The organism is Epilithonimonas zeae, from assembly GCF_900141765.1.
Lineage (GTDB): Bacteria > Bacteroidota > Bacteroidia > Flavobacteriales > Weeksellaceae > Epilithonimonas > Epilithonimonas zeae.
This window is the reverse complement of sequence record NZ_FSRK01000003.1, coordinates 186,285-210,232: the sequence shown is the minus strand read 5'-3', so window position 1 is coordinate 210,232 and position 23,948 is coordinate 186,285. Positions and strand designations below refer to the sequence as shown.

The 23,948-nt window shown below is 36.9% G+C and carries 23 protein-coding genes; 8 read left to right on the top strand and 15 right to left on the bottom strand.

The window, feature by feature from the left end; translation table 11 throughout:
• Nucleotides 1–10: 10 nt before the first annotated feature.
• Nucleotides 11–865 carry a lipoyl synthase gene (gene lipA, locus BUR19_RS17220; RefSeq protein ID WP_074236737.1) on the top strand — a complete coding sequence of 285 codons (855 nt, stop codon included), beginning with the start codon at nt 11–13 and terminating at the stop codon, nt 863–865.
• Nucleotides 866–899: 34 nt separating this feature from the next.
• On the opposite strand, the gene BUR19_RS17215 is transcribed toward lipA, so the two are convergent.
• Complete coding sequence (locus BUR19_RS17215; protein WP_074236736.1) at nt 900–1,088, bottom strand: hypothetical protein; 189 nt, start codon at nt 1,086–1,088, stop codon at nt 900–902.
• A gap of 173 nt (nt 1,089–1,261) precedes the next feature.
• Between BUR19_RS17215 and BUR19_RS17210 the strand changes: the two genes are divergently transcribed.
• The gene (locus tag BUR19_RS17210) at nt 1,262–2,605 is read left to right on the top strand and encodes an ammonium transporter (protein WP_074236735.1); all 1,344 of its coding nucleotides are present in this window, start codon (nt 1,262–1,264) and stop codon (nt 2,603–2,605) included.
• A gap of 59 nt (nt 2,606–2,664) precedes the next feature.
• Here the strand turns inward: BUR19_RS17210 and BUR19_RS17205 are convergent, their stop codons facing one another.
• Nucleotides 2,665–3,363 (bottom strand): class I SAM-dependent methyltransferase, encoded by a 699-nt coding sequence (locus BUR19_RS17205; protein ID WP_245799101.1) that lies wholly within the window; start codon nt 3,361–3,363, stop codon nt 2,665–2,667.
• Nucleotides 3,364–3,493: 130 nt separating this feature from the next.
• Here BUR19_RS17205 and BUR19_RS17200 point away from each other — a divergent pair, with 130 nt between their 5' ends.
• Nucleotides 3,494–4,825 carry a hydroxymethylglutaryl-CoA synthase family protein gene (locus BUR19_RS17200; protein WP_074236732.1) on the top strand — a complete coding sequence of 444 codons (1,332 nt, stop codon included), beginning with the start codon at nt 3,494–3,496 and terminating at the stop codon, nt 4,823–4,825.
• A gap of 92 nt (nt 4,826–4,917) precedes the next feature.
• On the opposite strand, the gene BUR19_RS17195 is transcribed toward BUR19_RS17200, so the two are convergent.
• Entirely contained in the window at nt 4,918–5,835 is a 918-nt protein-coding gene (locus BUR19_RS17195; RefSeq protein WP_074236731.1) for a helix-turn-helix domain-containing protein, read from the bottom strand.
• A gap of 212 nt (nt 5,836–6,047) precedes the next feature.
• Between BUR19_RS17195 and BUR19_RS17190 the strand changes: the two genes are divergently transcribed.
• From BUR19_RS17190 to BUR19_RS17180, 3 genes are all read left to right on the top strand, one after another.
• Nucleotides 6,048–7,574 (top strand): aldehyde dehydrogenase family protein, encoded by a 1,527-nt coding sequence (locus BUR19_RS17190; RefSeq protein WP_074236729.1) that lies wholly within the window; start codon nt 6,048–6,050, stop codon nt 7,572–7,574.
• A gap of 222 nt (nt 7,575–7,796) precedes the next feature.
• Entirely contained in the window at nt 7,797–8,831 is a 1,035-nt protein-coding gene (gene adhP, locus BUR19_RS17185) for an alcohol dehydrogenase AdhP (RefSeq protein ID WP_074236728.1), read from the top strand.
• A 246-nt stretch (nt 8,832–9,077) separates the two neighbouring features.
• Entirely contained in the window at nt 9,078–9,467 is a 390-nt protein-coding gene (locus BUR19_RS17180; protein ID WP_074236726.1) for a DUF779 domain-containing protein, read from the top strand.
• A gap of 216 nt (nt 9,468–9,683) precedes the next feature.
• Here BUR19_RS17180 and BUR19_RS17175 read toward each other — a convergent pair whose 3' ends face one another.
• Both BUR19_RS17175 and BUR19_RS17170 read right to left on the bottom strand, forming a co-directional pair.
• On the bottom strand, nt 9,684–10,898 hold the full coding sequence (locus BUR19_RS17175) for a dicarboxylate/amino acid:cation symporter (RefSeq protein ID WP_074236724.1): 1,215 nt from the start codon (nt 10,896–10,898) through the stop codon (nt 9,684–9,686).
• 68 nt (nt 10,899–10,966) lie between these two features.
• Nucleotides 10,967–12,163, bottom strand: a complete 1,197-nt coding sequence (locus BUR19_RS17170) for an oxygenase MpaB family protein (protein ID WP_074236723.1) — start codon at nt 12,161–12,163, stop codon at nt 10,967–10,969.
• Between the two features lie 150 nt (nt 12,164–12,313).
• Between BUR19_RS17170 and BUR19_RS17165 the strand changes: the two genes are divergently transcribed.
• Nucleotides 12,314–13,564 (top strand): CinA family nicotinamide mononucleotide deamidase-related protein, encoded by a 1,251-nt coding sequence (locus tag BUR19_RS17165; RefSeq protein WP_074236721.1) that lies wholly within the window; start codon nt 12,314–12,316, stop codon nt 13,562–13,564.
• Nucleotides 13,565–13,620: 56 nt separating this feature from the next.
• Here BUR19_RS17165 and BUR19_RS17160 read toward each other — a convergent pair whose 3' ends face one another.
• The 7 genes from BUR19_RS17160 to BUR19_RS17130 are packed head-to-tail and all read right to left on the bottom strand — an operon-like array spanning nt 13,621 to nt 19,977.
• Nucleotides 13,621–14,364, bottom strand: coding sequence for a dienelactone hydrolase family protein (locus tag BUR19_RS17160; RefSeq protein WP_074236719.1), 744 nt, complete (start codon nt 14,362–14,364; stop codon nt 13,621–13,623).
• Between the two features lie 12 nt (nt 14,365–14,376).
• Nucleotides 14,377–15,549: an MFS transporter gene (locus BUR19_RS17155; RefSeq protein WP_074236717.1), complete on the bottom strand. Its 1,173-nt coding sequence runs from the start codon at nt 15,547–15,549 to the stop codon at nt 14,377–14,379.
• Nucleotides 15,550–15,552: 3 nt separating this feature from the next.
• Nucleotides 15,553–16,497, bottom strand: a complete 945-nt coding sequence (locus BUR19_RS17150) for an aldo/keto reductase (protein WP_074236716.1) — start codon at nt 16,495–16,497, stop codon at nt 15,553–15,555.
• Between the two features lie 12 nt (nt 16,498–16,509).
• Complete coding sequence (locus BUR19_RS17145; protein ID WP_074236715.1) at nt 16,510–17,502, bottom strand: alpha/beta fold hydrolase; 993 nt, start codon at nt 17,500–17,502, stop codon at nt 16,510–16,512.
• 17 nt (nt 17,503–17,519) lie between these two features.
• Nucleotides 17,520–17,906 carry a DoxX family membrane protein gene (locus tag BUR19_RS17140; protein WP_074236714.1) on the bottom strand — a complete coding sequence of 129 codons (387 nt, stop codon included), beginning with the start codon at nt 17,904–17,906 and terminating at the stop codon, nt 17,520–17,522.
• Nucleotides 17,907–17,922: 16 nt separating this feature from the next.
• Nucleotides 17,923–18,975, bottom strand: a complete 1,053-nt coding sequence (locus tag BUR19_RS17135) for an aldo/keto reductase (protein WP_074236712.1) — start codon at nt 18,973–18,975, stop codon at nt 17,923–17,925.
• 18 nt (nt 18,976–18,993) lie between these two features.
• The gene (locus BUR19_RS17130) at nt 18,994–19,977 is read right to left on the bottom strand and encodes an aldo/keto reductase (RefSeq protein ID WP_074236711.1); all 984 of its coding nucleotides are present in this window, start codon (nt 19,975–19,977) and stop codon (nt 18,994–18,996) included.
• Nucleotides 19,978–20,145: 168 nt separating this feature from the next.
• Here BUR19_RS17130 and BUR19_RS17125 point away from each other — a divergent pair, with 168 nt between their 5' ends.
• The gene (locus BUR19_RS17125) at nt 20,146–20,991 is read left to right on the top strand and encodes a helix-turn-helix domain-containing protein (protein WP_083600816.1); all 846 of its coding nucleotides are present in this window, start codon (nt 20,146–20,148) and stop codon (nt 20,989–20,991) included.
• A 7-nt stretch (nt 20,992–20,998) separates the two neighbouring features.
• On the opposite strand, the gene BUR19_RS17120 is transcribed toward BUR19_RS17125, so the two are convergent.
• From BUR19_RS17120 to BUR19_RS17110, 3 genes are read right to left on the bottom strand one after another with little or no spacing between them, the layout of a single operon-like run.
• Nucleotides 20,999–21,412, bottom strand: coding sequence for a DUF6157 family protein (locus BUR19_RS17120; RefSeq protein WP_074236707.1), 414 nt, complete (start codon nt 21,410–21,412; stop codon nt 20,999–21,001).
• Nucleotide 21,413: 1 nt separating this feature from the next.
• Entirely contained in the window at nt 21,414–22,346 is a 933-nt protein-coding gene (locus BUR19_RS17115) for a DUF6438 domain-containing protein (RefSeq protein WP_074236706.1), read from the bottom strand.
• The gene (locus BUR19_RS17110) at nt 22,346–23,923 is read right to left on the bottom strand and encodes a sodium:solute symporter (RefSeq protein WP_074236704.1); all 1,578 of its coding nucleotides are present in this window, start codon (nt 23,921–23,923) and stop codon (nt 22,346–22,348) included. Before BUR19_RS17110 ends, BUR19_RS17115 begins: the two co-directional genes overlap by 1 nt.
• Between the last annotated feature and the right edge of the window lie 25 nt (nt 23,924–23,948).

Below are 23,948 nucleotides of genomic sequence, written 5' to 3'. Positions count from 1 at the left end.
GAAAATCAGAATGGAAGAAACATTAACTCAAAAACCCAAATGGATTCGTGTAAAATTGCCAACTGGTAAGAATTACCGAGAACTAAGAAATTTGGTTGATAAATATAAACTCAACACGATTTGCCAAAGTGGAAGCTGCCCCAATATGGGCGAATGTTGGGGAGAAGGAACGGCAACATTTATGATTCTGGGAAATATCTGTACCAGAAGTTGTGGTTTCTGCGGTGTGAAAACCGGAAAACCAATGGACGTCAATTGGGATGAACCGGAAAAAGTAGCACGTTCTATCAAATTAATGAAAATCAAACACGCTGTATTGACTTCAGTGGATAGAGATGATTTGAAAGATATGGGCTCCATTCTTTGGGCTGAAACAGTGAATGCTGTTCGTAGAATCTCTCCGGGAACAACTATGGAGACTCTGATTCCCGATTTTCAAGGCTTGACAAAGCACATCGACAGATTGGTAGAAGTGGCGCCAGAAGTGATTTCTCACAATATGGAAACGGTAAAACGTCTAACGAGAGAAGTGAGAATACAAGCAAAATACGAACGTAGTTTGGAAGTTTTGAGATACCTGAAAGAAGCAGGACAAAACCGTACAAAAACTGGTGTAATGCTTGGTTTGGGAGAGACTAAAGATGAGGTTTTCCAAACAATTGAAGATATCAGAAATGCTAATGTAGATGTGATTACTTTAGGTCAATATCTTCAGCCGACTAAAAAGCATCTTCCTGTTCAGCGTTTTGTTTCTCCGGAGGAGTTTGATGAATATGGAGATTTTGCAAGAAACTTAGGTTTCCGTCACGTGGAAAGCTCGCCTTTGGTAAGAAGTTCTTATCACGCAGAGAAACATATTCACTAAGAATTTACTTTGATATAAAAATAAAAAAAGACTCCTATATGGAGTCTTTTACTTTTGTTTCTACTGGCTGTATTTTATCAGTTTGATTCATCTGTTCAATTTGTTTAGGAATAAACATCATATATGCGAAATAACCTAAGAGGAAAAGCACGATAATGATTATAATTGCCATCATTGGACCTTTATTGGTTTCGCTGTCTGGTTTTGGAATATCTGGTCTCATAATTTATTATTTTCGTTAATATATCAAAACTGATGCCTTATTATTTTGAGCTTTATCGATTTGTTATTTGATGTAATTTTATTTTTAATAATAAAAAATTAAGGGATGATATTGTGAATTTTTATAATTATTTGAAATTAACCCTATATATTTGCAGGGTTAAAATTTAAAATATGAAAATTGAAAAACGCTGGATAATATCATTTGTGGTAATAAGTCTTATTTCAATTACTGCTTTGTTCTGGCCGGAACAGACTTCTTTACCAAAACCTGGAACTTTTCTTGGAGAAGATAATATTGTAGGTTCTGATGTGGCTTGGATTCTTGCTTCTTCCGGATTGGTTTTATTAATGACACCTGGGCTTTCTTTCTTTTACGGCGGAATGGTTGGGAAAAAGAACGTCATTTCTACAATGTTACAAAGTTTTATTGCACTCGGAGTTATAAGTATTCTTTGGGTTGTTGTAGGATTTAGCTTGTCGTTTGGTGATTCAATCGGGATTACGATTAATGGAGAACATTATGGTTTGATTGGAAATCCGACATCCTATTTGTTTTTTAATAACGTTGGTGTTTTTCCTCACAGCCAGATGGCTTCAACAATTCCATTTATTTTGTTCGCAATGTTTCAAATGAAATTTGCGGTGATTACGCCAGCTTTGATAACCGGTTCATTCGCAGAGAGAGTTAGGTTTATTTCTTACTTGCTGTTTATGGTTTTGTTTAGCCTAATTATCTATACACCGCTTTGTCATATGGTTTGGCATCCGGAAGGTTTATTGAACAAATATTTTGGAGTTAAGGATTTTGCTGGAGGAACGGTAGTTCATATGAGCGCCGGATTCGCAGCTTTGGCTGGCGCAATGATGATTGGAAACCGTAAAAATCCGCATCACGAACCTTCTAATATTCCGTTTGTGATTCTCGGAACAGGAATGCTTTGGTTTGGCTGGTTTGGTTTCAATGCAGGTTCAGCTTTGTCGGCTAATGCAACCGCTGCGATGGCTTTTGGAACGACAACGGTAGCTTCGGCAACTGCAATGCTGACTTGGATTTTCTTTGATAGGGTTAATGGTCGCAAAGTTTCCGCTTTAGGCGCTTGTATTGGGGCGGTTGTTGGGTTGGTTGCGATTACGCCGGCTGCAGGATTTGTGACAATTCCGCACGCTATTTTTATCGGATTTATTTCAGCTATTGTTTCGAATCTGATGTGCAACTGGAAAAGACTAAAAAAAGTAGATGATACTTTGGATGTTTTCGCTTGTCACGGCGTTGGTGGAATTATGGGAATGATTCTGACAGCAATGTTGGCTCAGGGTGAAAATGCAAGTCTTCTTCACGGCGGATTTGAAGTGTTTGCTCATCATATGATGGCGTTGGTTTTAGTTTCTGCATTTACATTTTTAGGATCTCTGATTTTATATAAATTGACAGATTTAATAATTCCGCTCAGAGTTGCAGAAGATTCCGAAAATATAGGTTTGGATTTGTCACAACACGATGAGACTTGCATATAATAAGGTTTTTTGATTTTGTTTAAGATGCCTCATTTGTTTTTAACAGTGAGGCTCTTTTTTTATTTCTTAGAACAAATCAAAATATGTTCGTTTTCACTTAAGCCAAAAAAATCATTTTTTGAGAAAGTTTGAACATCAACCAAAAATCCACTTTTCTCCAAACGTTCTTTCAAGCCGTTGATAGAATAGATACGCACGTGATCATCTTGTCCAAAATGTTTTAAACGATCTTCCTTGGTTTTGATAGAAAAATCCTCATAAGTGTCTCCATCTTTAAAAGGTGTTTGGATGAGGCAGGTTCCATCAGCTTTTAAAACTCGGAACAATTCATTCATTGCTTGTTGGTCAGAATCGATGTGTTCTAAAATATGATAGCAGATAATCAAATCAAAACTTTCAGGTTCTGCAGCAATATTGGTGATGTCAAAACGATAATCGGCTAGAAATTCATTCTCAAAATCGGTAGAAAAATAAGTAATGTTTTTATTTTTTTTGAGATTCCTGTAAATCGCTCTGGAAGGTGAAAAATCTAGAATCTTAATTTCAGGTTTTAAATACTTTTCATTCAGAAGTTTCCAAAGCCGTCTCGTTCTTGGCAAGCTGCCACAAACAGGACAAACCAAATTGCCATTTTCTACCAATACAAAATCTTTCAAGTGCTTGTTGCAAATATTACACTCGTAATTTTCACCTTTGTAAAGGGGATAAATCAGCGAACGCAAAAGAACCTCATTTTCAAAAAGAAATTTTTGAGGCATAATATTTTTGACGACTTTTTTTAAAGTTTTGTACATCCGTAATAAAAAATGAGCTGCAAGATAATAAACCTCCTCTATATTTAGGCGCTTTCCATAAGATTTTCTAAATTCGTGTCTTAAAATTTTTAAAATGACGAAATTCGGAGTTGATGCGGCCAGTTTTTATGTGCCTTCTTTATATTTAGAAATCAAAGACCTTGCAGAGAAAAGAGGAATAGAACCAGCAAAATTGGAAAAAGGTTTGGGCTTACACAAAATGGCTTTACCCGATCTTCACGAGGATGCAGCAACTTTCGCAGCGGAAGCTTTGCTTAAATTAATTCAAGATTATAACATCAATCCGAAAGAAATATCGAGAGTTTATCTCGGAACAGAAAGCGCATTGGATGCTGCAAAGCCAACCGCAACTTACGCCGTTCAAATGGTAGAAGGATTTTTAACCGAAGAATTTGGGGGAAAAAGTTTCAAAAATTGTGACGTTGTTGATATGACTTTTGCCTGCGTTGGTGCAGTTGATGCGCTTCATAATTCATTAGATTTTGTAAGAGCAAATCCTACTAAAAAGGCCGTTGTGATTGCCAGTGATTATGCAAAATATGAGTTGGCTTCTTCCGGAGAATATACGCAAGGTGGCGGCGCAGTTTCATTATTGGTTTCTGCGAATCCGAAATTGATTGAAATTGATAATAATTGGGGCGTTGCAACAGAGAGTGTTTTTGATTTCTTCAAACCAAGACGTCATCATTCCAAATCTGAATTGACTTCTGCTCCAGAAAATTATCCGGACAAAATTGAAGTGTTTACAGACGAACCTGTTTTCGACGGTCAATATTCTAATCAATGTTATCAGGACAGGATTCGCGAAGCTTATCAGCACTATAAAGAACAGACTTTTACTGTTAGACCTTACGAAGATTGGAGGTATTTGATTTTCCATTTGCCTTATGCATTTCACGGGAAAAGAGTTTTCACCGAAATTTATAGTTTAGAAAATCATCTTGATTTTTCTGATGCCGAGAAACAAAAAGCCATCGCAAAATCTGAAGATTATATCAATTTCATCAATGAAAAAATTGAGAAATCTCAACGCGCTTCTTCCGAAATTGGAAATATGTACACGGCTTCTATTTTTATGGCACTGTTGTCTGCACTACAAACTTCGTTTAACGAAAATGAAGATTTAACGGAAAAAGAAATTGGTTTCCTGGCTTACGGAAGTGGTTCCAAATCAAAAGTATTTGTAGGAAAAATTTCTCCAGAATGGAAATCTATTGTAGAAAAATGGAACGTTTTCGAAAGCTTGAAAAACAGATTAGCAATTGATTTCGAAACTTACGAGAAGTTGCACCGCAAACAATTGGATTCTTCTGTAAATCCAGATTATAAAGGATTCGGATTGATAAAAATTGAGAAAGAAAGTCCTGTTCTGAAGGGCGCGAGATATTATTCTTATCAAAAATAAGATTCTTACAATAATTATGAAAAAGCGAAGACGAGCAAATGATGTATTTGCTCGTCTTCTTTTGAAAATCTATAACTAACTACTAACTTAATTCAAAATAATTTTTTGGTCTGAAAGATTTTTGGCGTTACACCTTCCATTTGTTTGAAAACCCGGATGAAATAATTAGTATCCGAAAATCCTGTACTGAAAGCGGTCTCACTTACCGAACTGTTATGAATCAGCATTTCTTTCGCTCTCTTGATTCTCTCCTGAATAATAAACTCATTAGGAGAAATCCCCAATTCTTCCTTGAACATCTTGAAAAAATTCGATTTACTGACATAAGCCATTTTCGCAATCGCATCAATGGATAATTTCTGATGGAGATTTTTCTTGATGTAATCTGCAACAAAACCAATTCTTGATTTATTTTTCAAAGTGTTTTTCTCTACCAGATTTCTCGCCTGAGTTTGCATCAGTCTTATCAAAAGTTCTTTCAAAGCAAAATCTGCAATTACATCTTTATAAGAATTATCGTCCATTGCAATTCTCATAATATTATTAGTTGCGGAAGCTAGAGCTTTACTATTGAGTAGATAAAATTCTTCCAAAGAAATATTCCATTGCGAAGAATCGTCCACTTTTTTCGCATTGAAGTTCAAAAGGTCAAGCGATTCCTGGACAAATTCGGGATTCAAAGTCAATGAAATACACTGCGAAGCATCTTTATCAGCATCAGGAAAATCAATAACCATTGTTTCTCCAGGAGCGACCAAAACACTTTCTCCAGGCAGATATTCGAAGTAATTACTCTTATCCTGAAGCTTCATCCACTTCTTTCCTCTTAACATTCCAGTAAACGCCAAATGCTCAAAATGCAATTTCACATCATAAGCACTCTTATGCGTTTCATAGATACTGAATTCACAATTATTTAAACTGAACTTGGTCTGATTTTCCACCAATGTGTTCAGTTTATTTTCCTGTGTCAGATTAGGTTTGTTAAGCTGAAAATGATTTAGATTCATTATTCAAGATTTTTATAACATCTTGTTTCTCAAATATAATAATTTTAAGAACACAGCCCAACATAATTTTTTCTTAATGAAATGATAAAGAATCTTAAAAATAGGATTTTACTATTTTTTTGGAGAATTGTGCTATTCTATTAACTAAATATGGAATTAACTTAGCTTTAATCAAATGTTAACTGATTATTAATAACAAAACAAATATTATTATGAGCACAACACTAGAACAACAAAATTCGACCACTTTAGCTTGGCCAGAATTCAAAGCTAAATATGATAATTACATCGGTGGAAAATTTGTACCATCCGCTGGCGGACAATATTTCGATGTGGTTTCTCCTATTAATGGAAAAGTATTCACACAGGCTGCACATTCTAACAAAGAAGATTTGGAAAATGCTGTGAATGCGGCATCAGAAGCCTTCAAAACTTGGAAAGATACTTCTCCAACAGAACGCAGTATTATCCTGAACAAAATTGCAGACAGGATTGAGGAAAATCTGGAATATATCGCAACTGTAGAAACAATTGACAACGGAAAAGCGGTAAGAGAAACTTTAGCTGCGGATATTCCTTTGGCGATAGACCATTTCAGATATTTTGCTTCGGTAATTAGAGCAGAAGAAGGTTCACATAACGAGTTGGATAAAGACACGGTTTCATTAATCGTCCACGAACCACTTGGCGTCATTGCACAAATCATCCCTTGGAATTTCCCAATCTTGATGGCCGTTTGGAAACTTGCTCCAGCTTTGGCAGCAGGTAACTGCGTCGTTCTGAAACCGGCGGAAAGTACACCAATTTCAATTATGATTTTGATGGAACTGATTGGAGATTTGCTGCCGCCCGGCGTTGTAAACATTGTAAACGGTTTCGGCGCAGAGTTAGGAAGAGCTTTGGTAACTAATCCAAAAGTGAACAAAGCAGCTTTCACAGGTTCTACAGCAACAGGTCGTTTGGTGATGCAATATGCGACAGAAAATATTATTCCTGTGACATTGGAATTAGGAGGGAAGTCGCCTAATATTTTCTTCAATTCAGTAATGGATGCAGACGACGAATTCCTGGATAAAGCAATCGAAGGCGCAGTTCTTTTCGCATTGAATCAAGGAGAAATCTGTACTTGTCCTTCAAGATTATTGGTTCAGGAAGACATTGCGGATGCTTTCATCGCAAAAGTGATTGAAAGAACCGAAGCTATAAAAGTTGGAAATCCATTAGACAAAACTGTGATGATGGGAGCGCAAGCTTCCAAAATCCAAAAAGACAAAATCGAAGGTTATTTGAAACTGGGTAAAGAAGAAGGCGCAGAAGTTTTGACAGGAGGAGAAGCTAACCACATCGAAGGATTGGAAGACGGTTACTACATCAAGCCAACCATTTTCAAAGGAAACAACAGAATGAGAATCTTCCAGGAAGAGATTTTCGGACCTGTGGTGGCGTTCACGACTTTCAAAGACGAAGCGGAAGCTCTGGAAATTGCGAATGATACGATTTATGGTCTAGGAGCTGGAGTTTGGACGAGAGACGCGCATCAGTTGTATCAGATTCCTCGCCACGTGCAGGCTGGTAGAGTTTGGGTGAATCAATACCACGCTTACCCTGCTGGAGCACCTTTCGGAGGTTACAAGCAGTCTGGAGTTGGTAGAGAAAATCATAAAATGATGCTCGACCACTACCGTCAAACCAAAAATATGCTGATATCCTACAACAAAAACAAATTAGGATTCTTCTAAGATAAAGTATTGTGTTTTTAATGGCGTGCCCTTCGCCTTGGCTAAGTCCGAGGCTACGGTCGGGCTTTTCAGGGCTGCACTTCGTTCCGGTGCTACATTTCATTTCGCACTTGCTCGTTCCTCGCAACCCTTACAATCCCTCACGCAGATGACGCATTAGACAGACATTGGAACATCAAATAACAATAAAAACAATAATATTAACCATATAAAAAGTAAATTATGATTCCAAAAACAATGAAAGCGGCAGTTGTACAAGGTTATGGCGAGCCATTGAAAATTATGGAAGTTCCGGTAAAAACTCCCGGACGTTATGAAGTATTAGTAAAAGTAATTGCCTGTGGCGTTTGCCACACTGACTTGCACGCTGTGGACGGCGACTGGCCGGCGAAACCCAAAATGCCTCTGATTCCGGGACACGAAGGTGTCGGAATAGTTGTGGCTTGCGGACCGGAAGCGATGGTGAAGGAAGGCGATGCAGTTGGAGTTCCTTGGTTGTATTCGGCTTGTGGATGCTGCGATTATTGTATAACGGGATGGGAAACATTGTGTGAAGCTCAGAAAAACGGAGGTTACAGCGTAGATGGTGGATTTGCAGAATATGTGATCGCGGATTCCAGATATGTAGGACATCTGAAATCAAATGTCAACTTCCTAGAAATCGCTCCGATTCTTTGCGCTGGTGTAACGGTTTACAAAGGACTTAAAGAAACCGAAACAAGACCAGGCGAATGGGTGGCTATTTCCGGAATCGGTGGATTGGGTCACGTTGCCGTTCAGTATGCAAAAGCAATGGGGATGCACGTTGCAGCGATAGATGTCTCAGATGATAAATTGAAATTGGCTAAAAAATTAGGTGCAGATTTGGTTGTGAATGCAAAAGAAACCGACCCGGGAGAATATCTTCACAAAGAAGTTGGAGGAATGCACGGTGCATTGATTACCGCTGTTTCTCCAATTGCTTTCAAGCAGGGGATAGATGTTCTTAGAAGAAAAGGTACCATTGCATTGAACGGACTTCCGCCAGGTTCTTTTCCATTACCTATTTTCGAAACGGTCCTTAAGAGAATTACCGTGAGAGGCTCTATTGTTGGAACTAGAAAAGATTTACAAGAAGCGCTTGATTTTGCGAACGAAGGTTTGGTAAAAGCCACAGTGACTTCTGCGAAACTGGAAGATATCAACGATGTATTTGACAAAATGAAGAAAGGACAAATCGACGGACGTATCGTTCTGGACATCGCCGGACAAAATTAATTTATTGTTATTTGTGTTTTTGAGCCCGGCAGATTTTGTTTGTCGGGTTTTATTAACTTCATTATAAATGGCAATTACCACAAAGGCACAAAGCTTTCATTGTAATGATTGAGTTTTTAAGGCACAAAATTTTTAATTTCGTCAATATTAAAAAATCTTTGATTTTTTTAAGTTCCTTGAAACAAGTTTAAATAAATTAATCTTTGTGCCTTTGTGTTTAAATCATCAATTAAAAAATTATAGTATATGGAAGCCAAAGATAAAATCGCAAGACTTTCCGTAACCGAAAAAGCTTTGGAAGTCATTTGGGAACTGGAAAAAAAACACGGCGAACTGATGTTCTACCAAGCTGGCGGTTGTTGCGAAGGCACACAACCACAATGTTTCGAAAAAGGAGGTTATTTCCCAAGAATGAATGACGCAATGATTGGAACCATCAATGATCACGAATTCTGGATAGACCGCGACCTATTCGAATATTGGAAGTATTCTCATTTTACTTTGGATGTTTTAGATGGTTGGGGACCTGGTGGATTTTCTCTGGAAACGCCTTTGGGAAAAACCTTCAAAGTTCATTATAGATTGTTCACACCGGAAGAGCTGGAAAATCTGGAACCTTTCAAGAGAAGTGAGTAAAGCTGCATTGGCGAGCCGCGAAGTGGCGAAATGTTGGTATAAAATCTAATTCCACGGTGCGAAGCACCTACATTTGAAGTATCCCAGCGAATTGCCAACTAGCCGCGATGGCAACGGCATCCTTTTTTGTTTTCTGATTTTAATTTCAATCGGATTGACAAACTTTGTAAAAACAAAAAAGATACAGTGGACAGCGGGATTAAGCTCCTAAAAAAATTAAACAACTTCGGTTTTCACAAACTTCGAAACAATCATTGATGCCAAAATATTCCCGACGGAGTTCAAAACCGTTGCCAGCGGGTCAACCAAAGTCCCAATAATGATGACTGCAGGAACAACATCAGGCGGAATTTTGTAAACCGAAATCATCAACATTTCTCCGATATAACCGCCATTTGGGATTCCGCCAGCGACCGCACTTACGAAAACTGTGATTCCCAAAGCCATTATAAGATTCATTGGTTCGAAGAAATTCCAGCCGAGTAACTGAAATGCCACATAAATTTTGATAATTGATGAAATGGAGGAACCGTTTTTGTGGATCGTAGTTCCAATAGGAATTACAACGTTGGCAATAGATGCAGGAATGCCCATTTTTTTTGCAGACTCGATGGCTACTGGCATTGTTGCCAAACTGCTACACGTACTGATGGCAGTTGCGGTCGGCAAAAGACTTTCTTTCCAAAAAGCTTTCACGCCTTTTCCACCTTTCCAAACGAAGGCGTAAAGACTGAAAAATACGATGAAATAAATAGTTCCAGCGATGTAATATAATCCTAAAGGTTTAGCGTAAAATCCGAAAAGCTGAGGTCCAATAGTCCCGACTTGGTAAGCGAAGTAAGTGCCTAATCCAATTGGAGCAACTTTCATTATTAATAACAAAAGCTGTTTCATCACTTCGTTTCCAGAAAGGATGAAATTTTGAAAAGGCTTCCCTTTTTCTCCTGATTTTCTAATAGAAATGCCAACTAAAAATGAGAAGACTAACAATGCGAGCATATTTTGTCTCGAGAACAAATGGTAGAACTCGCTGACAGTGAAAAATCCTACTATTTGATCATTGATACTAGAATTATTTTGAATATTTTCTGATATGGTTTCGCTGATGTTTTTCGGTGTTTCGGTTGGGAAAAAATAAACCATTATGATGCAAAACGTCGCTGAAATCAAAATGAAACTCAAGAAAGTCAAAGCCATTGTTCCGATAATTTTGCCCAATTGATTTTGCTGTTCAATTCCTGATATAGCAGAAACAATCGCAAAAAATACTAATGGAATAACCGTTACGAATAACAAATTCAAAAAAATGTCGCCAATTGGTTTCAGATAAGTTACAAAATCAGGTGCGAAAATCCCGACGAGACTTCCAATGAAAATCCCGATGAGAAGCAGAATAATGTTGCTGTAGTTGTTCCAGAAAGATGATTTCATTCCCCAATTTTAATCAAAGATAATTATAAAATTGTTTGGAAATCCAATTGAGTTTTCTGACTGGAGAATTAATGAAAATTCGACTGTTGTGTGACTCTTAAATAATCTTTTAAAACCTGCATTTGGTCTTTATTTCCTTTTGCGATTCGGTTTTTGCGGCTCACGACATTATTGTAGATTTTGTTGATGAATCTTTTGGTATTTGGAAAGACGCTTTTTCCGAAAACTTTTGGGATTTCCAACCTTTTGCAAACCGCATCATCGAGTAGAAACCACGTGCAACTGATGTGAAGAAACCGCAACATTTTTTTCTGAAAACCATATTTTAGAATTGGATTTTCCAGAGATTCGTTCAACAGAGAATGCGCCAATAAAATCGAATCTTTATCAGAAGGTGGCTGGATGGCTGTCCAGAGATAAAAATATTCGGTTGCCTGTTTTTTGTCGTCTGGCAGAAGGTCTTCCGGAATTCCCAAAAGATAGCCCACGTATTTCCAAAGATGAAAAAGGCCTCTTTCTTCCTCATCAGAAAAAGTATTCCCCAATTTTTTGAGACTGTGAAGAAAAACCAAACTGAAACCAATGTAAGTCGCCATCATATCCCACGAATTAATCGGTTCTCCCCAATTTTCTGTGTCCCAGTTTTTGTAATGTTTCTTGATGGAAAGTCTGGCGTAGGAATGTATCAGCCGTGTTTTTATGGCAAACTCATAACCTTTTGCGTGAATTTCCAGAGCATTGTATCTTGTCACATTTACCCAAAAATCTAAGGTTTCTGAAAGTCGTTTCACTGCGCCTTTCTTCAAAGCTTCTGTAACAATCAGCGGTTTGTTGAGGTAAGCATAATCGTAACCGCCGATGAGACAATAATCCCGCAAAGAAATTAGAGAGTCCACATTGCTCCGCATACAAAGTTCTGCGCCGCTTTTCAGCAGATTGTAATCCAGCCAATTAGGGACAGCTTGTGTTTGTTGGAAAAGACTTTGAACACTCGCCGGAACATCGTCGGTTTCTGAAACGCCTTTTCGGATGTATTGTTCGATTTCTCGGGAAGCTTCCTGAAATTTCTTGGTAAAATAAACTTCTTTTACAATGTCGTCGCCTAGTTCATCAACGTGATAAAAGTAACGGGAGAATTTGTCAAAATCTTTGAAGCTAACTTCAGCGCCGGAAAAATCGATGAGCTGTTTTCCGTTGCCAGTTGTCCAGAAATCTTTAAAATGTGGGGAATCTTTAAATCGAGGTTCTAAAATTGTCTTTTCCATTACTATAAAATTACAAGTTTTAAGCCGATATTCAAGCCGAAATGAATTATATCATAAGATTTGAATAGACAAAAAAAATATCATTTTAAAGTTTAATAAAAATGAGATATTGTTAATCAAATATGTCAGTTATTCCCGAAATTTGTTCTTATGAAAACAGCAGTTCTGATTACCATTGGCGACGAGATTCTTTCAGGAAACACCGTTGACACCAATTCCAATTTCATTGCCACACAACTTAAGGAAATCGGTGTGAAAGTGACTTCCATTTTCACAATTCCTGATGATGAAAGTACGATTGTCTCTACACTAACGAAAGCTTTTGAAATGGCTGATGTGGTTTTCACAACTGGCGGATTGGGTCCTACGAAAGATGATATTACCAAAAAAGCTTACGCTGAGTTCTTCGAAGACGAATTGATTTTTTCCGATAAAGTTTACGAACATTTGCGCGCTTATCTCGAAAAGCGAAACCGACTTTGGATTTTGGAACACAATAAGGAACAGGCGATTGTCTTGTCAGAAGCTGAGGTTTTTCTGAATTATTTCGGGACGGCGCCTTGTATGGTTTTGGAGAGAAATGGAACGTTTTGTTTCAGTTTGCCCGGCGTTCCTTACGAGGTCAAACCTTTGGTGAAAGACCAAATCATTCCATTCTTGAAAGCGAAATTGTCATTAGACCATATTGTTACGAGAATCGTGTCCGTTGTGGATGTTCCAGAAAGTATTTTGTCAGAAAACATTGAAAGTTGGGAATTAGCATTACCGGAACATATTGCGTTGTCTTATTTACCAATTGGTACGAGAGTGAAATTAAGATTAACAGCTTCTGGAGATTCTCAGGAGAAATTAAATCAAGAATTGGAAACTGAAATTCAGAAATTAATCCCAATCATCGGAGACAATATCATCGCAACCCACGAAGATAAAATCGAAAAAATCCTTGGCGAATTGTTGAATGACAGAAAGTTGACCATTTCGGTTTCGGAAAGTTGTACGGGCGGAGAATTATCACGATTAATTACCTCAATAACGGGAAGTTCGAAATATTTCATCGGCGGAATTGTGAGTTACGCAACCGAGAAGAAAGTTGATATTCTGAAAGTTAATCCTAAAACGATTGAAGAATTCACTGTTGTTAGTGAACAAGTAGCTTCGGAAATGGCGAAAGGCTGTCAGGAATTATTCAAAACTGATATTGCTATTTCTACCACAGGCGTTGCTGGTCCCGGAAAAGGCGAGGACGGGAAAGATGTAGGAACGGTTTATTATACGATTAGAATTGGAAACGATGAAACAACTTCAAAATTGTTTCTTCCACATTTGGAAAGGATTGATTTTATGAATTTTGTCTCTCAGAAAGTGGTGCAGGATATCGTTTCATTGCTCATCAAAAAATAAAAAAAAGACAGCTGTAATGGCTGTCTTTCTAACTTCTAATAACTAAAGTCTAACTTCTATTTCAAAATTTCTTTAAGGAAAGTCAACGTGTGATTCCACGCACGTTTTGCCATTGTTTCATTATAATCAGGAGATTCTGGACTTGTAAACGTATGTTTGGAATTGGCGTAAGTGATGATTTGAAAATCTGTTTTTCCTGTTTTTAATTCTGCAATCAGATTCATCATATCTTCCGGTTTTACACTTTCGTCATCTGCAGGATTTTCTACGAGAACTTTTGTTTTGATTGGGACATTCAGTCTGTCATTTCCTTTCGCCAAACCACCGTGAATAGAGACAACGCCAGCAACTGGAAATCCAGCTCTCGCCGTTTCCAAAGCGCCCGTTCCACCGAAACAATAGCCGATGACAGCTATTTTATCAGGATTTGCGCCTTGCTTTTTCAGTTCTTCCAAAGCGACAGAAATCCTCTGTTGATAAGCTTTGTAATCTTGTTTGTAAGTTCCTGCGATTTTTGCGGCAGCTGCATTATCGGCAGGAATATTTCCTTCGCCATAAATATCAGCCACAAAAGCAATAAAACCTTGCTTTTCCAATTGAAGAGCAGCGTCTTTTGCTTCGTTATCAATGCCTTTCCAAGCTGGCAGAATCAGAACGCCGGGAAGTTTTTTTCCTGAATTTGAGGTAACTAATCCATTCAGTTTTTGAGTTCCGTCTTTGTAAGTAACAGTTTTCAAGTTTTGAGATATTGTAAGATTTAATCCTAAAAATAGTGTTAATAGTGTGATTGAAAGTTTCATATTTTCTTTTTATTAATTTGATTTTACAGCTTTAAATATATTCATCAAAAATACAATTAAACTAAATACAACGAGTTGAATCCCAACATAATGCCAACCACCAGTTTCCCAACATTTTAGTCCTATAAAAGTTCCAATTGCGCCACCGGCAAAATAAGAAGTCATATAAATCGTATTGATTCGGCTGTTGGCTTTTTGGTCTAACCTGTAAATTAATGCAACATTTGTCACTTGAATAGATTGTACGCCAACATCAATGAAAATCACGGCTAAAATAATGGATATTAAATAACTTGGAAACAGAAAAATAATAACTGAACCTGCTAAGAGAATAACACTTGCAATCAACTGTGTTTTTCCAGAACCGCCTTTGTCAGAAGCTTTTCCAATCATTGGTGCGACTAGAGCTCCTGCAATTCCCAGCATTCCGAAAAGTCCGATTGTGTCTGAACTATAATTGTAAGGTTTTTCAACTAAAAGAAATGTCAAAGTTGTCCAAAATGAGCAAAATATGGAGAAAGCAATTCCGCCCATTAATGCTAATATTCTCAGTTGAGGGAATCGTTTTAATTGATAAAATGAGGATGAAATTAATTTAAAATAAGATTCTTTGAAAGTCGGTTTGACACTCGGTAATTTGAAATAAACAAATGCCAACGAAAATATTGTAAATCCTGCCGAAATGTAATACACCATTTTCCAATTGCTCCATTCGGAAATATAACCACTGAAAACTCTTGCCATTAAGATTCCGACAAGGATTCCTGTGAAAATAATTCCAACATTTTTACCTTTTTCGTTACCTGACAATTCCGCTGCCATTGGCAAAATAACCTGTGCCGCAACAGCAGTTAAACCCAGTAGTAAGCTAAATAAGAAAATGAAGTAATAATTGGAAACCAATCCGATAGCCATCAGAATACAAAATAAAATCCCCAATAGAATCAATATCAGATTTTTACGATTGACTTTATCACCCAATGGAACTAAAGTCAATAATCCCGCACCATAACCGACTTGTCCCAAACCAACCATAATTCCCATTTTACTTTCTGAAACATTGAAAGTTTGTGCAATCTGATGCAGGATTGGCTGTGCGTAATAGATATTTGAAACACAAATCCCTGCTACGACAGCCATCCCGAGAACCTGAACTTTACTCAGTTTTGATTGTTCTTCTATCATTGGTTATTCTGAAGCTTGATTAAGGATTTCCAAATCTTCCGAATCCAAATGTAATTTCGGAGCATCGAAAATCGTTTGCAATTGTCTTTCACTGGTCGCACTTACGATTGGCGCAGTAATGAATGGGTTTGCCAATAGCCAAGCTAAAGCAACCGTTGCAGGCTGAGATTGGTGCTTTTCTGAAACTTTATCAAGTGCACTCAAAACTGCTTTTCCTTTGTCATCAAAGTATTTTTTGATTCCGCCGCCTCTTGCTGTTGTTTCAAAATCGGCTTCTGTTCTGTATTTTCCTGTTAAAAATCCCGCTGCCAAAGACCAGTAAGGAAATGCACTCAATTCAAATTTTTCTACCAATGGCGCATATTCGGTCTCAAATTTTTGTCTTTCCACCAAATTATAATGCGGTTGAAGTGCTACATATTTTGGGAAATTATTTTTCTCAGCAACTTCAAAAGATTCAATTAATCTTTCCGGAGAAACATTGGACGCTGCGATGTATCTTACTTTTCCGGCTTTTACAATTTCGTCATAAGCTGATAATGTTTCCTCCACAGGCGTTTTGTTATCATCAAAATGGGTGTAATATAAATCGATATGGTCTGTTCCAAGACGTTTCAATGATTCGTCTACAGATTTAAGAATATGTTTTTTACTGATGTCAAAACCGTGTTCTTTGGTTTCTGAACCAACTTTTGTGGCGAGAACGATATCTTGTCGGTTCTTCTTTTCCTTCATCCATTTTCCGATGATTTCCTCGGACTGTCCGCCTTTTCCGTTCACCCACCAGGAATAAGTGTCGGCTGTATCGATGAAATTAAATCCATTTTCTTCAAATTTATTCAGGATATTAAACGATTCTTTCTCATCCAAAGTCCATCCAAAAACATTGCCTCCAAAGTTGATTGGAGCGATTTCTAAGTCTGTATTTTTAATATTTACTTTTTTCATTTTGATAATTTATTATTTTAAAAATTCTTTCACAGGTTTGATAAATTGGTCAAAAACCTCGATGTGCGGAAGATGCCCCACGTTGTCGATTTCCACCAGTTTTGAACCTTTTATTTTTTGTTGAGTTGCTTTTCCCAATAAGTCGTATCGTCCCATCGTTTCAGCTATTTTTGGGTCTTTCACATTGTTTTTTCCAATCGCCGTTCTGTCTCGTGTTCCGATAATCAGTAAAGTTGGAACATTCAGATTTTGAAATTCATAAACCACGGGTTGCGTGAAAATCATATCCGAAGTTTTAGCATTAACTAAAGCAACTTTTGGATAATCAGGCGATTTTATCCAACCTGTTAAAAGATAAACCCATTCGTCATATTCCGGTTTCCATTTGTTGTTGTAATAGAATCCGTTTTGATATTTTTTGGTTGATTCGTAATTGGCTTTTAATTCAGTTTGATAATTCTTGTCGATAGAAGCGTAAGGCGCAACCAGTTTCCAATCTTCTAGTCCGATTGGATTTTCAAGAATTAATTTTTCAACCGTTTCGGGATACATTAATGTGAATCTTGTCGCCAGCATTCCACCCATCGAATGTCCCAGAAGATAAATTTTATCCAATTTTAATTCATCCAAAATTGCTTTCGTATTCTGAGCCAATTGCTGAAAACTGAATTGATATTCTATCGGTTTTGATGACTTTCCAAATCCAATCTGGTCAGGAACTACCACTCTGAATCCTTCTTTTGTCAAAGCCTGAATCGTTGTTTTCCAATAAGCTCCATTGAAATTTTTTCCGTGAAGCAGAACAACTGTTTTTCCATTTGATTTTTCGGGTTTGATGTCCATATAAGCCATTTTCAAATCCTGATTCTGACTTTTTAAATCAAGAAAATGAACGGGATAAGGATATTCATAATTCGTCAGCATAATATCCAAGATCGGACGATTCTGAGCCGATAAATAATTAACGGACAAAATTAAAAATGCTATTACTTTTAAAAATTTCATACTTTATTTTTAGAAAATTAATGATTCGAAACGGGTTTATATTTTTCATAAAACCAAAGCAATCCACCCAAATAAACTGAATGCAATAACTGCGCTTCAATCGCACTCCAATTCTCGATTGATGCACTTCCTAATATCAAAATGCTCATCAAAACTAATCCTGAATAAATTGTGTATTTGGTTTGAAATCCAATTAATAATGATAATCCAATCAAGAATTCTACAATCGGTAAAATATAACTGAAAGGCACAATAATAAAACTTGGGATTGCAGATTTGTCCATTGATGTTACCATCCAATTGCTGAACGTTTCAAGCTTTGGAAGTCTTACCAATCCGTGACCTAATAAGGAAATGGCGATTGGCAATCTCAAAAAGAAATAAGTCATTTTGAAGTCTTTCATAGTTTGTTTTTAAAACTTATTTCAAATGGCTGTAAAAATCCGGTGTTGGGTTCAGGCTTTTATTTTTCCATTGATGCCAATACGGATAAGTTGGTGGAACTTCGCTTGCTTTGTCGAGTTTTTCAACTTGTTCGCGAGTCAGATTCCAGCCGACAGCTTCCAGATTTTGTTTCAATTGTTCTTCATTTCTTGCACCAATAATGATGCTGGAAACGGTCGGACGTTGTAATAACCAATTAAGGGCAACCTGAGCAACAGTTTTTCCAACTTCGCCAGCAACATCTTCCAATGCATCAATCGTATTGTAAAAAATCTCTTCCTGAACAACGGCTTCCGGAACAGGGCTTCCGCCTTGAGCAATCCGCCCATCCTTCGGAATTTCTTTATTTCTTCCGTGTTTTCCGCTCAATCTTCCGGATGCCAATGGCGACCAAATAATCGAACCCACATTTTGGTCCAATCCCAAAGGCATCAATTCCCATTCATAATCACGATTTGCTAAGGAGTAATAAACCTGATGCGCAATATATTTGCTCCAGCCATATTTTTCTGAAATCCCGATTGACTTCATCAGATGCCAGCCGGAGAAATTGGAAGCTGCAATATATCTTACTTTTCCGCTTGTTACTAATTCGTCCAAAACTTTCAAAGTCTCCTCAATCGGTGTGTTTCCATCGAAGCCGTGCATATGATAAATGTCGATGTAATCTGTTCCGAGACGTTTTAGACTTCCTTCGATTTGTTTCAAAATATGGAGTCGGGAAGAGCCTTGATTATTCGGTCCTTCACCAAAAGTGAAAGTTGATTTCGTTGATAAAATCAATTGTTCACGGGAAATACCTTCAATAGCTTTTCCTAAAACTTCTTCCGATTTTCCATCAGAATACATATCGGCTGTATCAAATAGATTAACGCCTGCATCCAAACAAATATTGATGAGTTTTTTAGCTTCGTCAACCTGCGTGTTTCCCCAAGCTTTGAAGAAATCACCTTCTCCACCAAAAGTTGCCGTTCCAAAACTGAGAACAGGCACTTTAAGTCCTGATTTTCCTAAAAATCTATATTCCATTTTTTTTGAATTGAATGATTAAAAAGCATTGACCAATTCATTAATACTATCAATTTCTTCTTTCGAAAGTTTGATGTCTATCGCTTTTGCATTTTGAACTGCTTGTTCTGCATTTCTCGCACCAGCCAGAGCAATCGTAATTCCGGGTCTTTCAATCGTCCATCGCAGAACCAATTGTCCAAGAGTTGCATTATACTCGTCAGCAATTGGTTTTATTTTATCTAAAAGTTCGTTGGTTTTCTTAATGAAATCTGGCTGGAAATGAGGATGACCGGCTCTGTGGTCGCCATCTTGAAATTTGTAATCTGAAGTGATTTTCCCCGTCAGCAATCCTCTTTCCAAAGGACTGTAAGCCAAAATGGATTTATTATTTTCGATGCAATAAGGAACGGTTTCGTCCTCAATCCCACGATTCACCATACTGAACGGAATCTGATTGGAAACCAGTTTCAAAGTTTTTTCCGCTTCAGCCATTTGCTGTGCATTGTAATTACAAACACCTGCAAAACGAACTTTTCCTTGCTCAATTAATTTAGAAACCGCTTCGAAAGTTTCACCAATCGGCGTTGTAACATCAGGCCAATGGATTTGATAAAGGTCGATGTAATCTGTTCCAAGTCGTTTCAAACTTTGCTCACATTCGTAAATGATGCTTTCTTTTCCGGCGTATTTGTAAATGTCGATATCTTTTCCGTCATTATTTTTGCTGTTCATTGCCAAAGTTCCCTTGTCCAAATCCCAGCGCATTCCAAACTTTGTAAGGATTTGAACCTTGTCTCGAGAAATATCTTTAATCGCTTCGCCTACAATTTCTTCGCTCGTTCCTTGCCCGTAGATTGGTGCGGTATCAATAGAAGTTACGCCAACATCATAAGATGCTTTGATGGCTTCGATAGCTTCGTTTCTGTCTGTGCTTCCCCACATCCATCCGCCGGCTGCCCAGGCTCCGAAAGTGATTGCTGAAACGTCTAAATCGCTGTATCCTAATTTTCTATATTCCATTTTTTGATGATTTCGATTAAATTTAAATTTAGAATTTGAGTTCCAATTTTTATGCCTTGGAAACCTCTTTACAAATGTTGGGAAAAATTAAAAATTTTAGCTTGTAGTATTAATTCAAATAATTGTATTTTTATGCTATCGTAAGAAATTTAAAATTAATTTAATATTGTGAAAAAACTGCAGTTTGAGTCTTTGGTGATTAGTGATTTGGAAGGCGAGGAGTTTGGTCATCCGTCGCACAGCCATACTTATTATGAGATGATTTATGTGTTAAAGGGAAATGGCAATCATCACATCAACAATATTATTCTGCCTTACAAATGTGGCGACCTTTTCTTGATTTCGCCAGATGACCAGCATTATTTTGAGTACAACAAATATTCGAGATTGATTTTCATTAAGTTCACCGATGATTATTTCAAAGGCAACAAACACCTTTCGCCCGATTCTTTTGCGATGAATTCTCCGGAAAATGTGATGAGAAAACAAATCCTGAAAGAGAAAAAACTCATCTTCACAGAACCTTGCAAAACGATTCTGAAAAAGACGATTGAAAATATCCTTTCTTATAATTGCAGAAAAGATGTTTCCACTTCGCCAATTGTTTTTTATCAAATCCTTTCAATTTTTGGATTGATAAAAGAAGCAACTTCCAAAATGGATATTAGGCTGGATTTTGGACTTCAGAATAAGGAAGATGTGATTTCGTACATTCATCAGAATATCTACCAGCCGGAGACGATTCGAATCAAAAATATTGCTTATCATTTCAATATTTCGCCGACTTATTTCAGTGCTTATTTCAAACGGAACTTCGAAGTTTCGTACCGCGATTACGTCAATGATTATCGGATGGCTTTGATAGAGAGACGAATGGAGTCCGGACAGAACACAATCAAGCAGATTGCTTATGAATTTGGTTTTACAGATGAAAGCCACCTTTCACATTATTTCAAAAATAAGAAAAGTAAAACGCTCGGTTCGTACAAAAATAAGAGTCGGAGTTTAGCTTAAAGCCAAATTATTTTTTAGACTTCATCGCTTTCACTTTCTTGATAGAATCATCGGCCAATATTTTTTTATAATCATCAGATTCTGCCGGAATCAATTGGATTTTAGAATCCTCATTATGAAAAATCCCGAATCCATTTTTCTTGGCCAAAGGCGAAGTTCGCAAACAAGGTTGACCTTTTGAAAAGAATTTCTGTTTCTCTTCTTCAAACTCAGAAGACGAAATGTGGTTTCGTTCCACAAAAATTTCAAACAGCAATTCGTCCGAAGTATATTTCAAAGGTTTTTTCGACAGCTTTTCGAATTGATAATTGGCAATTGTTTTCTTCTCATTTTTCACCACCGGAATCACCGCTTTGGAAACCGGAGAATCTTCTGCGATTTCTATTAATGTGTTGGTATAATTGGTGGTGTGGGTTTTCATTTTATTTCCAGTTTTGGTTAAATCGTAAATTAAACAATAAACTGTAAATTCTGTCTAAACCATAAGTTCCAATCATCCCATAATCACTTATTTCCTTTACCTTTCCATTATTGTAAGTGATTTTTAAAGTAGATGTTTGGTCATCCGTCCAGTTAACAGAATAATTATTCTCTAAATTTGGAAAATCAACATAATTCATTAAGCTAATTAATTCATTGTAATCATTTTCATTAATAACGGCTTTAAAGTTTCCTCTAACTTCTACTTTACCTTTACTTTTATCAATATTGTAATTCTCCGCTTTAAAAACGCTATTCTTATTTTTATCAATTGAAATGTAAAATTGTGGACATGTTCCATAGCACATCGTTGTTTGAAACTCTACCTTTTCAATATTATAAGAAGCTGGATTTGAATTGTATTCAACAAAATCTCCGAACTTAAATATCAAATCTTTTTTGGTTAGCTTAGATTTTTCTTCACTGAAGATATGTGGTTCAGAGAAATAATAGTAATTGATTATCGAATCATTTGTAATCTTTGGAAAAGTGCAGTTTTGAAAACTTCGTCGGGTCAATCTATTTATTTTTAAAGGATCATTTCCGTTATTCATCAAGACAAAAATTTTGAAATCATAATAATCACCTATCACAAGTAAGTCAGTATAACCATTATTATCAAAATCGGCCTTATAAAATGATTTATCGATTTTTAAAGAGTCAGCTATTTTTTTACAAAACTTATTTTCTCCGCGCTCTTCTTTGAAGTCAGCAATCTTTTTTATTTTGAAATATGTATAATCTTTACCTAAGGTATGAATCAGGTTTTCTACTTCTTTTTCAGTATTTATCGAATCAATTTTAGAAATTAATTTTTGAGCAAAAATATTTTTACTCATTATTGTAATTAATATGATTAAAACTAATTTTTTCATTATTCTACTATTAAAGTTTTACTTTTCGACCTAACCAACCACAACCCAACAAACGTCAAAAACCCATTCAGGATAATCAGCTCCACACCAATTCTATAATCTGTATTATTCGTTACCAAATAATTAATCAGATAAGTAACAACAGGCGCCAAAATCGTCACAGCTAAGATGGAATATTTCTTCGTGATTTGATATTTTGTCAAAATTCCGAAAGCAAATAATCCCAACAATGGACCGTAGGTGTAACCCGCAATTTCCATTATCAGATAAACAATCGATTTATCATTGATTGCTTTGAAAACCATTATCAATACAAAGAAAATCACTGTGAAAGTCAAATGAACTTTCATTCTCAGATGTTTCTTTTGTTTCTCAGTTTTTTGCTGGTCTTCATTCAGGTTTAAAAGATCCACACAATAAGAACTTGTAACCGCTGTTAAAGCACCATCAGCAGAAGGAAACAGAGCGGAAATCAAACCGATGATGAAAATCACAGAAAGCGCCATCGGAAAATGACCTTGAAGAGATAGAGCAGGGAAAAGGTCGTCGCCCATTATATTTTTGATTTGACCCGCAGAATCCTTGAATCCAAAAGTATTTGAAATCATTTCTTTTCCGTCAACCATAGTCGAGATTTGTCCATAATCTGCGCCGTGTTGCATCGCAAAAAGATAAAGCAAACCGCCTAAAAATAAGAACGCCAGATTCACAAAAAGCAAAGTTCCTGCAAAGGTTAGCATATTCTTTTTTGAGTTTTTAAGGTTGTCCACAGAGATATTTTTCTGCATCATTTCTTGGTCAAGCCCTGTCATTGCAATCGTAATGAACATTCCGCCCAGAATCGTTTTCAGGAAAAATGTTTTAGAATTCACATCCGTATTGATAAAATGGGTGTATTGCTTCTGCTCAAGAATAGAAAATGCTTCTCCAAAAGACAGATTAAGATTTGATAAAATATAAACAATGCAGGCAATGAGACTGATAATCATAAACGACGTTTGCAACGTATCCGTAATCACAATCGTCTTCACACCACCTTCAAACGTATAAAGCAAAATCATCAGCAACAACACAAAAGCCGTTACCCAAAACGGAACACCAAGTGCTTCCAATAGGAAAATCTGAAGAATATTCACCACCAGATACAATCGTGCCGTCGCACCAATCGCTCTCGAAATAATGAAAAATACAGACCCGATTTTATGCGCCTCCACATTGAAACGTTTCCCCAAATAAGTATAAATCGAGGTCAGATTCATCCGGTAATAGAGTGGGAGCAAAATCCCCGCAACAATGAAGTAACCGATGAAAAACCCAATCACCATCATATAATATTCGAAACCGCCAAACGGATTTTCGCCACCTAATAATTTCCCAACCGTTCCCGGAACCGAGATAAAAGTTACACCCGAAAGCGATGTTCCAATCATTCCAAACGCCACCAGCCACCATTTACTTTTCTTGTTTCCGATGAAAAAAGACTGGTTGTCCGAGTTACGGCTTGTAAAATAAGAGATGACCAAAAGCCCGATAAAATAGGCAAAAACGAATAAAAGTAGAATAGTTCCCGGATTCATTGTTCAAATTTGAGTTGAACAAAAA